At 64.0% G+C, this 12882-nt stretch carries 10 protein-coding genes; 6 read left to right on the plus strand and 4 right to left on the minus strand.

Annotation, left to right across the window (positions count from 1 at the left end):
- The first annotated feature begins 76 nt into the window (after positions 1-76).
- Positions 77-1051, plus strand: coding sequence for an arginase (gene rocF, locus ACQR1E_RS10570; protein ID WP_434897010.1), 975 nt, complete (start codon positions 77-79; stop codon positions 1049-1051).
- A 55-nt stretch (positions 1052-1106) separates the two neighbouring features.
- Here the strand turns inward: rocF and ACQR1E_RS10575 are convergent, their stop codons facing one another.
- Together ACQR1E_RS10575 and ACQR1E_RS10580 are read right to left on the minus strand one after the other, a co-directional pair.
- Positions 1107-2738 (minus strand): NAD-dependent malic enzyme, encoded by a 1632-nt coding sequence (locus ACQR1E_RS10575; RefSeq protein ID WP_316192948.1) that lies wholly within the window; start codon positions 2736-2738, stop codon positions 1107-1109.
- Between the two features lie 196 nt (positions 2739-2934).
- Positions 2935-4239, minus strand: a complete 1305-nt coding sequence (locus ACQR1E_RS10580; protein WP_434897011.1) for an NRAMP family divalent metal transporter — start codon at positions 4237-4239, stop codon at positions 2935-2937.
- A gap of 165 nt (positions 4240-4404) precedes the next feature.
- Between ACQR1E_RS10580 and ACQR1E_RS10585 the strand changes: the two genes are divergently transcribed.
- The gene (locus ACQR1E_RS10585) at positions 4405-8262 is read left to right on the plus strand and encodes an ATP-binding protein (RefSeq protein WP_316186993.1); all 3858 of its coding nucleotides are present in this window, start codon (positions 4405-4407) and stop codon (positions 8260-8262) included.
- Between the two features lie 100 nt (positions 8263-8362).
- Complete coding sequence (locus ACQR1E_RS10590; RefSeq protein ID WP_434897012.1) at positions 8363-9301, plus strand: hypothetical protein; 939 nt, start codon at positions 8363-8365, stop codon at positions 9299-9301.
- A 31-nt stretch (positions 9302-9332) separates the two neighbouring features.
- On the opposite strand, the gene ACQR1E_RS10595 is transcribed toward ACQR1E_RS10590, so the two are convergent.
- Positions 9333-9518: a hypothetical protein gene (locus tag ACQR1E_RS10595; RefSeq protein WP_315753501.1), complete on the minus strand. Its 186-nt coding sequence runs from the start codon at positions 9516-9518 to the stop codon at positions 9333-9335.
- A gap of 679 nt (positions 9519-10197) precedes the next feature.
- On the opposite strand from ACQR1E_RS10595, the gene ACQR1E_RS10600 reads away from it, so the two are divergent.
- Together ACQR1E_RS10600 and ACQR1E_RS10605 are read left to right on the plus strand one after the other, a co-directional pair.
- Positions 10198-10461 carry a hypothetical protein gene (locus ACQR1E_RS10600; RefSeq protein WP_316169731.1) on the plus strand — a complete coding sequence of 88 codons (264 nt, stop codon included), beginning with the start codon at positions 10198-10200 and terminating at the stop codon, positions 10459-10461.
- Between the two features lie 337 nt (positions 10462-10798).
- Complete coding sequence (locus tag ACQR1E_RS10605; RefSeq protein ID WP_316192896.1) at positions 10799-11224, plus strand: hypothetical protein; 426 nt, start codon at positions 10799-10801, stop codon at positions 11222-11224.
- A 301-nt stretch (positions 11225-11525) separates the two neighbouring features.
- On the opposite strand, the gene ACQR1E_RS10610 is transcribed toward ACQR1E_RS10605, so the two are convergent.
- Positions 11526-11864, minus strand: a complete 339-nt coding sequence (locus ACQR1E_RS10610) for a hypothetical protein (protein WP_434897013.1) — start codon at positions 11862-11864, stop codon at positions 11526-11528.
- Between the two features lie 146 nt (positions 11865-12010).
- Here ACQR1E_RS10610 and ACQR1E_RS10615 point away from each other — a divergent pair, with 146 nt between their 5' ends.
- Positions 12011-12862: a hypothetical protein gene (locus ACQR1E_RS10615; protein ID WP_316186988.1), complete on the plus strand. Its 852-nt coding sequence runs from the start codon at positions 12011-12013 to the stop codon at positions 12860-12862.
- The last annotated feature ends 20 nt before the right edge of the window (positions 12863-12882 follow it).

Genomic DNA, 12882 nt, shown 5'->3' on the forward strand with positions numbered 1-12882 from the left:
GAGACGTCGCTGGCGAAGCATGCGGTGCAAAATCGCGCTACGCTGGGCGACCGGCCGTCGATGAAAGGATTCCGTCTTGGCTTCTCCAGACCTTACAGCGCCACATCGCATCGCCGTCCTTGGTGCGCCGATCGATCTCGGCGCGTCGGTCCGCGGTACGCTGATGGGGCCTGCTGCGCTGCGCACCGCAGGTCTCGTCACCGTGCTGGAAAGCCTCGGGCTCGACGTCACCGACTACGGCGATGTCGGCATCGCCGATATGACGGAGCAGGTTGACGAGCCCCCGATGAAGGCCAAGCACTATCGCCAGATCCAGCGCTGGTCGCGGGTGCTGGCGCGTCGCAGTCAAGAGCTGGCGCAGACCGGCGCCATCCCGGTGTTCCTCGGCGGCGACCATTCGCTGTCGATGGGGTCTGTGAACGGGATCGCGCGCCATTGCCACGAGATCGGGCGGGAGCTGTTCGTGCTCTGGCTCGACGCACATGCCGACTACAACACGCCTGAAACCACCATCACGGCGAACATGCACGGCATGTCCGCCGCGTTCTTGTGCGGCGAGCCGGGTCTCGATGGTCTGCTCGGCGACGAGGCACGCACGTCCATCACCCCAGATCAGTTGGAGCTGTTCGGCATCCGCTCGATCGACAGAGCGGAAAAGGAACTGCTGCGTCTCCGGCGTATCAGCATCGCCGACATGCGCGCCATCGACGAATTCGGCGTCGGCGTGCTGATGCGCCGGATCCTCGACAAGGTTCGTGCGCGGAACGGCGTCCTGCATGTGAGCTTCGATGTCGACTTCCTCGATCCCGAGGTCGCCCCCGGCGTCGGCACGACCGTACCGGGCGGCGCGACCTATCGCGAGGCGCATCTCATCATGGAGATGCTGCACGATTCCGGCCTGGTCCGTTCGGTCGACATCGTCGAGCTCAACCCGTTCCTCGACGAGCGCGGCAAGACCGCGCGCGTCGCCGTCGAACTGGTCGCCAGCCTGTTCGGTCAGCAGATCACGGACCGGCCGACGCCGAGCAATGCGATCGTTCCGGATCAATAGAGCGGATGCCTCCTCACTCGACCTCGGTGAGCCCGAGGCATCCGCGATCTCGGGCTCAGTAGCGGGCGTCGTACATCTTCGACTCGACGAAGCCGAGCAGATCGTTCGGCGCAGGCCCTGTGGCGAGCCCGTTCTGATAGGCAACGCCGGCCACCGCGGCGCCGATATAGGCAGACACCTCGCGGATGCGCGGCAGCGCCGGGTAAAGGCTGCCCTGCTCGAGATCGGCGCCGGTGACGCAGTTCGCCAGGGTATGCGCGGCGGCCATGAACATCTCGTCGGTCACCAGCCGCGCGCCGCTGGCGATGGCACCCAGGCCGACGCCGGGAAAGATGTAGGAGTTGTTGCCCTGGCGCGGCACGAAGGTCTTGCCGTCGAGCTTGACCGGATCGTAGGGGCTGCCGCAGGCGAACAGCGCGCGCCCCTGGGTATAGCGATAGGCCGACTCCGCGGAGCATTCCGCCTTCGAGGTCGGGTTGGAGAGCGCGAAGATGATGGGTCGCTCGTTCAGCTCGGCCATGGCCTGCAGCACTTCCGGCGTGAAGGCGCCGCCGACCGCCGCCACGCCGATGATCGCGGTCGGCTTCAGCGTCCTGATCGCGGTCAGGAAGTCTGCGATCGGCGCCTGGTCGTGCGCATAGCGCAGCTTGTGGCCGTGCAGGTTCTCTCGCCCCTTGATGACGAGGCCGCGCGAGTCCGTCAGCCAGTTGCGTCGCAGCGCCTCTGCTTCGGACAGGCCCTCGGCCATCATGGCGGAGACGACGAGATCCGCGATGCCGGTGGCCGCCTCGCCGGCCCCGAGGAACAGCACCGTCTGGTCGCGGAGCTTGCCGCCGGTGATGCGCAGCGCCGAAAACAAGCCGGCAAGCGCCACCGCCGCCGTGCCCTGGATGTCGTCGTTGAAGACGCAGGCGTCGTCGCGATATTTGTGCAGCAGCTTGAATGCGGCGTGGTTGGCGAAGTCCTCGAACTGGATCAGCACGCCCGGGAAGGCGGCGCGGGCCGCGGTCATGAACTCGTCGACGAACGTGTCGTAAGCTTCGCCCGTAAGGCGCTTCTGGCGCAGCCCAATGTAGTAGGGGTCGGCCAGAAGCTCTTCGTTGTTGGTGCCGACATCGAGCATGACGGGCAGGCACTCTTCCGGATGGATGCCGGCGCAGGCCGAGTACAGCGACAGCTTGCCGACCGGAATGCCCATGCCGTTGGCGCCGAGATCGCCGAGCCCGAGAATGCGCTCACCGTCGGTGACGACGATCAGCTTGGCGCGATATGGCCAGTTGGCGAGGATCTCCGCGATCCGGCCGCGGTCGTTGGCCGAGATGAACAGGCCGCGCGGACGCTGGAAGATCAGACCGTATTTCTGGCAGGCGAGGCCGACGGTCGGCGTGTAGATCAGCGGCTGGATCTCGTCGATGTTGTCGCAGACCACCCGGAAGAACAGCGCTTCGTTGCGGTCATGCAGTGCGTTCAGTGCGACGTACTTCTCGAGGTCGCTGGACAGGCTGCGAAGATTGACCAGGATCCGCTCGGCCTGGGCCTCCATCGACATGACCCCGGCGGGCAGGAAGCCGCGCAGGCCGAGCGCATCGCGCTCCTGCTCGGTAAAGCCGGTGCCCTTGTTGAGCAGCGGATCGCGCAGCAGCGCGAGTCCGCGCGGAGAATAGGGGGGTAGCGTCGATGCGCTCATGCGTTGCGGCTGGGTCAAGGCAGTCTCCGAGGTCCTTTGTTCGAGCACCGCCATACCGGAGCGCGCCCGGCGTTGATCGGCATCAATCGCGGCGGGATGGCGGGAACGGGACTGTTAACACAGTTTACGTTCCGCATTGCACCAATGACGTTGTGCAACTGCGTTGCAGCCCACGCAAAGGAAAATGCGATGGCCGCTAGGCGCGGCCCGTGACGAATGACCAAAGCAGCGCCAGCACGGCGATGGCCATGATACCTGTCCCCATCCACCCCAGGGCGATCAGCCAGGTCCGTCCGCGGAAGCGGCCCATCAGCCTGGGATTGGACACGATCACCATCATCATCGCCATGATCGGCACAGCGGCGATGCCGTTGAGCACGGCGCTCCACACCAGCATATGGATCGGGTCGATGCCGGTGAAGCCGAGCCCGAAGCCGATGATCGTGGCGGCAGCGATGATGCTGTAGAAGCCGACCGCCTCGTCCGGCTTGGCCTCCAGGGTCGCGTGCCAGCCGAAGATCTCGGCGACGGCGTATGCCGCCGAGCCCGCCAGCACCGGGATCGCCAGCATGCCGGTCCCGATGATGCCGAGCGCGAACAACAGGAAGGTGAAGTCGCCCGCGAGCGGGCGTAGGGCTTCGGCCGCCTGCGTCGCCGAGTCGATCCTGGTGATGCCATGCGCGTGCAGCACCGTGGCGGTCGTCACGATGATGAAGAACGCGATCGCGTTCGAGAAGATCATGCCGATCGTGGTGTCGATCCTGATCCGTCGGAGGTCGGGGTGGTCCTTCTTCGACAGCTCGCGCAAGGGACGGTCGACCTTGCCCTGGTTCATCTCCTCGACCTCCTGCGAGGCCTGCCAGAAGAACAGGTAGGGGCTGATGGTGGTGCCGAGCACAGCCACCACCGTCAGCAGATAGTTGGCCTCCGTCGAGAAGCTGGGCCAAACCGCCGCGAGCAGCGCCGTGCTCCAGGGCACTTTGACCATCAAGGCGGTCGCGACGTAGGCGAACAGGCTGAGGGTCAGCACCTTGATGAAGGGTGCGTAGCGGCGGTAGGGCAGGAATACTTGGAGCAGCGTCGAGCCGGCGGCGAAGATCAGCGCGTGCTCATGATTGAGACCGCCGATCACCAGCGACAGCGACTCCGCCATCGCCGCAATGTCGGCTGCGATGTTGAAGGTGTTGGCGCCGACCAGGAGCGCGACGAGGCCGAAGACGATGCCGCGTGGCGCAAGCGCGGTGATGTTGGCCGTCAGCCCTTTGCCGGTGACACGGCCAATGCGCGCGCTCACCAGCTGGATCGCGATCATGAAAGGCGCTGTCAGAAAGACCGTCCACAACAGCCCGTAGCCGAACTGCGCGCCGGCCTGGGAGTACGTCGCTATTCCCGACGGATCGTCGTCGGCGGCACCGGTCACGAGACCTGGACCCAACAGCCGGAATACGCTCCAGAGCGACCGTTTCGGCTTGTTCGGTTCAGATCCGATGGTCGTGGCCATGGCAGCGCTCCCCCGGCGGTGTATGTCTCTCGAAGTCGCACGACCCCTTTTTGTTCCCGGCTCCGGAACCGGAGGAGATTACCAGCGTTCCAGATCACGTCGGATTTCGACCAGGGGGAGCGCGTGCCGGACCAGCGACAAACAGGGCACGATCAGGAGCTCGGCATGGCCGAGCGCGAGAGGCTTTTTTCCGGAGGCAGTGAGCTGGCCGGACTGATGTTGCGGTTCGATTGGGAGAGCACCTCGATCGGACCGCCGGCGCGTTGGCCGCAGAGCCTGAAGACGGCCGTCAGGATCATGTTAACATCCCAACAGCCGATCTGGATCGGTTGGGGCAGGGAGCTGATCTATCTCTACAACGATGCTTACAAGACCATCATCGGCGGCAAACATCCGTGGGCTCTCGGCCGACCGATCTCTGCAGTCTGGCACGAGATCTGGGAGGACATCGGTCCGTTGCTGGCCAAGGCCGGCGGCGGTGATCAGGGCACCTATGTCGAGGCGCAACTCCTGATCATGGAGCGCAACGGCTTTCCCGAGGAGACGTACTACACATTTTCCTACAGTCCCATTCCGGACGACGATGGATCACCCGGAGGAATCTTCTGCGCGAACACCGATGACACTCAGCGCGTGATCAGCGAGCGCCAGCTCTCGTTGCTACGCGAACTGGCAAATGCCGGGGCCGGGGCCCGCAGCATCGATCAGGCCTGCGCAAGCTGCGCGGACGCCTTGGCGCGGGAGTCGCGCGACCTGCCGTTCGCAATGATCTACATGACCGACCCGGACGGCGAGGCGGCGCGACTGGAGGCCCTGACCGGCATCGACCGCGATCATCCTGCCGTTCAGCCGAGGCTGAGAATTCAGCCGGAAGAAACGTGGCCTCTGGCTGAAGCGCTGAAGCTGCAGGATGCGGTGCTGGTTCGTGACCTTCCGCGGCGGTTCGGCCTCAGCTTTCCGACCGGCGGATGGCGTCAGCCGCCACAGCACGCCGTTGTGCTTCCGCTGCCCGCGTCGGGGGAAGCCGGACGGGGCGGATTCCTCATCGCAGGTCTCAATCCGTTCCGTCTCTACGACGAGAGCTATGCCCGCTTCCTGAACCTCGTCGCGGGGCAGATTGCAGCGGCCGTCAGCAATGGCGGGGCCTATCAGGCAGAGCGGCGTCGGGCGGAAGCGCTGGCCGAAATCGACCGCGCCAAGACGACGTTCTTTTCCAACATCAGCCACGAGTTTCGCACGCCGCTGACGCTGATGTTGAGCCCGCTGGAAGACCTGCTCGGCCGCGACGAGGCCCAACTCACCTCCGACGCGCGATCCGTCCTCAGCCTGATCCACCGCAACGGCATTCGCCTGTTGAAGCTCGTGAACACTCTGCTCGACTTTTCGCGCATCGAGGCCGGCCGCATGACCGCGCACTTCGAGCCGATCGATCTTGCGGTTTTCACGGCCGAGCTCGTGTCCAACTTCCGCTCGGCGACGGATCCTGCCGGCCTGCGTCTCACCATCGACCCAACGCCCCTGTCCGAGCCGGTGTATGTCGACCGCGACATGTGGGAGAAGATCGTTCTCAATTTGGTGTCGAATGCGTTCAAGTTCACCTTCGAAGGTGAAATCGCGGTGTCGATCGGCTTGTCCACTGACGGCAATCATGCCGAGCTCAGGGTTCGCGACACCGGCACCGGCATCCCGCCCAGTGAACTGCCGCACCTGTTCGAACGGTTCCGTCGCATCGAAGGCGCGCGCGGCCGATCCTTCGAGGGCAGCGGCATCGGTCTCGCTCTCGTGCAGGAGCTGGTGAGGCTTCATGGAGGGGAGATCGCTGTAGACAGCGAGCTCGGCCGCGGCTCGGTTTTCACCGTGCGAATTCCGCTAGGCTCGGCGCATCTGCCAGCGGGCCAGATCGGACCTTCCCGTGTCCTGGCCGTTACCAACGTCCGTGCCGAAGCCTACATCGAGGAGGCGCTCGGGTGGTTGAACGGCGGTGTGCCGTTCGAGCTTCCTCACCCGTCATCATCCGACGACCTGGGAGTTCGCTCCGCGACGGCATCGGCCCGTGATCGCGTGGTGCTCGCGGACGACAATCCTGATATGCGCGACTACGTCCGCCGTCTGCTCGGCGAGGATTATGACGTGGAGGCGGTCAGCGATGGCATGGCGGCCCTGGAGGCCGTCCGACAGCGCCGCCCCGATCTCGTGCTGACCGACGTCATGATGCCGGGGCTCGACGGCTTCGGCCTGCTGAAAGCGCTGCGTAGCGATGCGCAGCTTCGCGACATTCCTGTGGTCATGCTGTCGGCGCGCGCCGGAGAGGAGGCCAAGGTCGAGGGGCTTGATGCCGGGGCGAGCGACTATCTCACCAAGCCGTTCAGCGCGCGCGAGCTGCTGGCGCGGGTGCGCGCCAATATCGATCTGTCGCGGGTGCGGCACGAGGCCGAGATCACGCTGCGTGAGCTGAACGAGCGTCTGGAGACGCAGGTCTCCGAGCGTACCGCGGAGCTGCAGGCCAAGGAGGCGCGGCTGCGGACGATCTTCGAGGCGAGCTACACGTTCCAAGCGCTGCTCTCGTCCGATGGGACGCTTCTGGACGCCAATGCGACCTCGCTCGAAGCGATCGCTGCGCCGCTGCACGAGGTCGCAGGACTGCCATTCTGGGAGACGCCGTGGTTTGCGGGTACGCCCGGCATGCCCGAGGTGATCAGATCCCTGGTCGACGCCGTCGCTCGCGGCGACGGGGCGCGCCAGGAGCTGCAGCTCGAACTGCCGGTCGGCGGCCCGCGCTGGTTCGACTTCCAGATGCGGCCGGTGCGGGACGAGACCGGACAGGTGGCCGCCATCGTGCCCGAGGCGGTCGAGCTGACCGAACGGCGCAAGGCGGAGGAGGCATTCCGCCAGGCCCAGAAGATGGAGGCGATCGGCCAGCTCACCGGCGGCGTCGCGCACGACTTTAACAATCTGCTGACCGTGATCCGGTCGTCGGCCGACCTGTTGCGCCGGCGCCAGCTGTCCCCGGAGCGCATGCGGCGCTACGTGGATGCGATCTCGGACACGGCGGATCGCGCCGCCAAGCTCACCGGACAGTTGCTCGCCTTCGCGCGGCGGACGCCGATGGAGCGCCGCGTCTTCGATGCCGCGGGGCATATCGAGCGGATCGAAGAGATGCTGCAGACCGTCCTCGGAGCGCCGGCCGTGATCGAACTCGACCTCGCATTGCGGCCGCTTCCGGTCGACGTCGACATCAATCAGTTCGAGACGGCGCTCGTGAACCTCGTCGCCAATGCGCGTGATGCGATGGAGGGGCAGGGCGTCCTGACCATTCGCGGCGAGATCGTCCGAGAGGACGGTCGGTCCGGGCAGTCGTCGTTCGTCTCCATCGCCGTCAGCGACACCGGATCCGGCATTCCTCCGGATCAGATCGACCGGATCTTCGAGCCGTTTTTCACCACCAAGGGCGTTGGGCGCGGCACCGGCCTCGGCCTGTCTCAGGTCTACGGCTTCGTTCATCAGTCCGGCGGACGGGTGCTGGTCGACAGTGAGCTCGGCAAGGGCACGAAGCTGACATTGTTGCTCCCGCTGACGCACAAGCCGCTGGGACCGCGCGAGCGGAGCGAGCAGGGTCCCGAACAGCTCGCCGCGCGCTGGAATGTGCTGGTCGTCGAGGACAATCCGGAAATCGGCGAGTTCTCCACGCAGTTGCTCGAGGATCTCGGCTACCGAACGGTGCTCGCGCGCAGCGGAACGGATGCGCTGCGGATGATCGACGAGGATCCCGAGAGCTTCGATCTCGTGCTCAGCGACGTCGTGATGCCCGGCATGGACGGGGTGACGCTCGGCCAGGAAATCCGCCGGCGGCTGCCGATGATCCCGATCGTGCTCAACAGCGGCTACAGCCATGTCCTCGCCGACGGCGACCGCCACGGTTTCAGCCTGATCCAGAAGCCTTACTCGGTCGACGAGCTGTCGCGCGTGCTGCGGCAGGTCATGGCCGCGCGAGCCGCAGGCGCGAAGCCGGCGTCGTCGGCATGAGAACCGCGGCAGCTTTCCCCTGCCCATGGTGGGCCTCGCGCGATCCGCACTTGAAGGATCGCGCCGGACCGGCGTATTTTCGGTCTCCGGGGGAAGTCTCATGGCAGACGAGAAATGGCGGCTGCGCAGCGGTCGGGCGCAGCGGCGGATATTCGCTCTTGTCTCGGGCGCGGCGCTGGTGACGAGCGGCGGCGCGCTTGCCAAGGACGATGAGGCGGACGCGGCGGCGCCGGGCCTTGCCAACGTCTACATCGATTTCCGCACGAACTACGCCTATGTGCCCGGCGGAGCATTGTCGACGGGCCTTGGCGACACCTCCCTGTTCGGGACGCTGTCGCAGCTCGCGACCTTGCGCAAGCTGCTCGACCGTCCAGCCTTGCCAGGACGGCCGCAACTGTCGGCTCCGACCAACCAGGGCCTTGGCGTCGACGTCCCGCTCACGGTCGATCTCGGCGACGCGTTGTCGCTCTATGCGGGCTTCACCGGCAGCACGTCGTACAACGGCCTGTCCGGCTGGTCCGACGTGGCGGTCACGAGCTGGTTCCTCGGCTTCCAGGCCGATGTCTATCAGCAGAACGGCGGCGCGCTTCCGACGCTCACCTTGCAGTCGACGCTGACCCGGTCGGTGCCGGACGCGCCGTTGGCGACGACCTCGTTCAACACCGTCATCGAAGCCAAATACGCGCTCGATCCGGATGAGATGAAAGGCTGGCTCGCCGGCGTTCAATATACCCATGTCGAGGTCGACTCAGTGCTAGCGCATGTCGGCAGCACGACGGCGGGCTATGTCGGCGGCTTCTATCAGTGGGAGAACAACTGGAAGGTCTCCGCGCGCGTCGGCCTCCAGTCGTTCGGCGGTGCGCAGCTGCTTGCTGTCACGCCGATCGCGCCCTACACGCAGCCGCTGGTCAGGCTGGATCTCGACCGCATGGACGATGACGACAACCGGCTGTTCGGCATCACCGCGCAGATCGCTTGGGCGCCGAAGCCGGTCTACCAGCTGACGGTGAGAACGCCGCTCTACGCGATCAAGAACTGACGGGTTGATCGAAGCTTCGCGCCGGCTCGTGTCAGCGCATGCTCACGAACTTGCCCCAGAGGGCGGCCAGCAACGCGCCCGTCATCATGTAGTGCGGCTTGTCGCAGAACAGGCTGCCATATTGACAGACATCGGCGCCGACCGCTCCGAGCTGGTGCTGGCTCGCCACATAGAACAGGGCGGACAAGCCGGCGAGCACGACCGCAACGACATACATCGGAAGACCTCCTCCACCGGCCGTGCCCGACGGGCTGAAGTTGCGTTGCCGACCGGCGCAACTATCTGCGCTTGACACGTCGGGCAAATCAGGCGCATTTTGCCATCGTCGAAGAAATCATAGAGCCCGCGCCGCGAACTCGGCAGCGGGCTTTTTGTTCGCTCGGACCGGATTTGGAGCGGCGGTTATCGAAATCGCAAGGCCTGACTGCTGCATTTCGATCAAATTTGACACGTCGGGCAAATCACCGGCATAGTGTTATTATCGAATTTTCAGAAAAGATGATGCCGGGTTGTCCGCGGGCATTTGACGTGAGCAGCGCAGGCCGGCATCGGCTGTCGACCATGATCGCCGGCAATTCATCGCGCGCCGGCGCGAAGACAACTTCGAACATCCGGTTACTCGCTGGCCCGCGCGAACGGGCCGGCGCGTGGGCGTGGCGACCGTCGCTCCGCCCGCAGCGGTCCCTTGCTTGAGCCGAGGGATAGGGTTCGCGCCTGAAACGATCGCGCGTTCGGCTGCGATCTGCCGCACTTTTCCTTCGCCCAGGAGAGAGAGGAAGATGACCGCCTATCTCATCGCGCTCGCCCTGATCGGCCTGGTGATGATCGCAGCCGCCGATGCGATCTCGTGACGATCACCAACCTCGCATTCACCATCCATGATACCGGACTTGACCATGTCGAAGACGATCACCGAAATTCGCTCGATGGCCCGCAGCCACACCAAGACGGCGATCAATACGCTGGTTGGCGTGATGCGCTCGCCGAAGGCGACACATGCCGCGCGCGTGTCCGCCGCCAACGCCATCCTCGACCGCGGTTGGGGGAAGGCGCCTCAGGCGCTGCAGAACAGCGAGGACGGCGCCCTCGAGCTGATCCACCGCATCGAGCGTGTCATCGTGCATCCGGATGGAGAGGACGATGCACAGGAGGATGAGTGATCCCGGTGGTGGGTGAGGCGTGTGCGCTCGTACGATCGGAAGATCGACGTTCAATTGAGTGGCGGCTTGCTGTTCACCCCGGCTTCCGCGACGGTGGCGAAACCAGATCAAAACGCGTCGGCCCGAAATAGTGTGTCAAGACGGACGCAGCGCCCAAACAAGTAGGAAAAGTCGGAGCCGGCCGACTTGACGCCGACGCGCGTTTGTTCGAGCTTTGTTCTCGATGCGAACGTCGCCCCGCGTCGTTTCTTTCCGTGGGAAATCGCAGTCTGGATATCTTCGGGTCATCAACATGATTGCATCAGCATGGTCTCGGCCGGCGCGAGTTGTGAGTGTCTTGAAGCGGCTGCTTGCTCTCTGGCTGTTGCTCTTCGGATTATCGTGCCGCGCGGCTGTCGCAAGCGATGTCCTCATCAGCTATGCGGTTGAAGCCAAGGGAGAGACGGATAGCGGCAATCTCAACGATTGCGAAAAGGTCGGCGTATGCCGCTTCCACGCTGCCGGTCTGGACGTTGAAATCGTCCTCTATTCAGAAGCAGGCGTTGCCATGCTGGAGATGATTGTCAAAGGACCGCCTGACTGCTGTTATACCTTCGAGGCCAAAGAGCAATTTCGAGCGACCATCAAACCCGGCCTGACGCGGTTGGAGATCTATCAGCGCATGTGGTCACCGCACGATGATTTCGTCAGGACCCCATTCTCCTGGAATGGACGGATTGGAACCGTCTATCTCGCATTCTCACAAAAGCGCTTGGCGAAGTAATCGGGCGCGCGGGAGCTGGCCGTTGACAATTCCTCCGTAATCTGATGTTCTGTTTTTGTTCCAGGGGAGCTCAGCTCGTGCGACTGTCCTCGTTCGCCCCTCGCCTCAGAGGCTGGAGGCCGTCGGATGACACTTGTCGCGACCAGCCTCAGCACTTCGGTAGCCCGCATGCGTTGCGCGGTAGAGGAGGCGTATTGTGCGACCTAATAAGGGGGGACTGATCGCTTCGGCCCTCTACGCCGTGCACTTTCTGGTGTTCAGCTGCCTGTCATATTTCGCCGGCTTGAAGTCAAGCGTATTGCTAGCCGAAATGGCTGTTCTTCCGGCCGGGATGATCCTTGGTTGGTTGTGGCCAGCCTTGGGTCTTCACGATCCGCCCTTCGATATCGATAGTTGGATGAATAGCTATCTCTTCTATTTCCCCGTAAGCCTGCTTGTGTCGTATCTTTTCGGATGGATGCTTCATAGTCTCTGGCGTCTGGCTGTCAGACGCATTGGTCCTGGCCTGGACCGGATCGACGCCCGTTTGATCAAACGATTCCATCGGGATTAGTCGCACGGCGCGACGACCGGTGGCCTCGTTGCGCGGCGAGCGCCGATCCGCATAGCGGCGCGCAGGACGGACTGCCCGCTCCAACATTTCGCGGTCGCAAGATGAATGAGCCCGACGCCGAGCCGCCGGCGTCGTCATATGGATAGCTGCGCCACCATGTCGCGTCCAACTGCGCTCGCAGCGAGCACGCAGCGTTCATTCAACAATCTCTATCAACACAAAGGGAGGCGACTATGGCCGCTCGACACTCGCTCACATTTCAGATCAATCCCGGCCTGCCGGGGCACGCCGCCGTCGTCGTCAATGATCCGACCGGGCAGGTGTATGCGGGATTCGGGCCAGAGCATCATGGTTCGATTTCTGACAAGGGAAGATTCGACGCTCATTCGATGCAGGATGGAAAGGCGCCACCGAACGACTTTTCCAGCGTTGCGGATGAGGGCCAATACGCAACGTTCACAGTTCCAATCACCGAACGGCAAGCGGATCTCGCCCGTGGGGAGATCGCAAAGCTCAGTGCCGAGCCTCTCTTTTACAATGGCTGGGATCTTGCTCGTTTTTCACAAGACCCCCGCATCTGTACTTCCATCGTGAACCGGATCACCGAAGCTGCAGGTCTCGGAAAGCACCTCTATCCGGTACCGCAAGCCAACTACGAGTATCTGTCCGACATAGCCGACACGTTGGCGAAGGATCCAAAAGCGCGGAGATTGGCACGAACCGGATTGCCAGTTCCTGACGCCCTTCGTGGAATTCAGAAGGACTACGCCTACGTCGGCGGTGGAGCGGACACTCCTTCCGAGCGATTGGGACGGTTTCCCGGACAATCAAACAGCGGCGCGCGATCCGTGCCCGCCGCCCTCTTCAATGAGCGGTTTGGAGACTGGATCAATCCGGTGGAAGGAGCCGCCGTGCCAAGGCAGGCCGAGTCGGGCTTCACCATCGAGGACAAGCGTCAGCCCGTACGCCGTCTTCGATCGCGGCAGTCGACTCCGACGGATCAATCCGTATTCGATGCTGGGGCTCCGCCCGTGCCCTTCCTGTCGGGCCCGTGGACCGCGCAGCCGCCCGGCAGAAGCAGGTGATCGTTGTCTACGCTGAAAAT

Source organism: Bradyrhizobium sp. HKCCYLRH1030 (assembly GCF_051168395.1).
Lineage (GTDB): Bacteria > Pseudomonadota > Alphaproteobacteria > Rhizobiales > Xanthobacteraceae > Bradyrhizobium.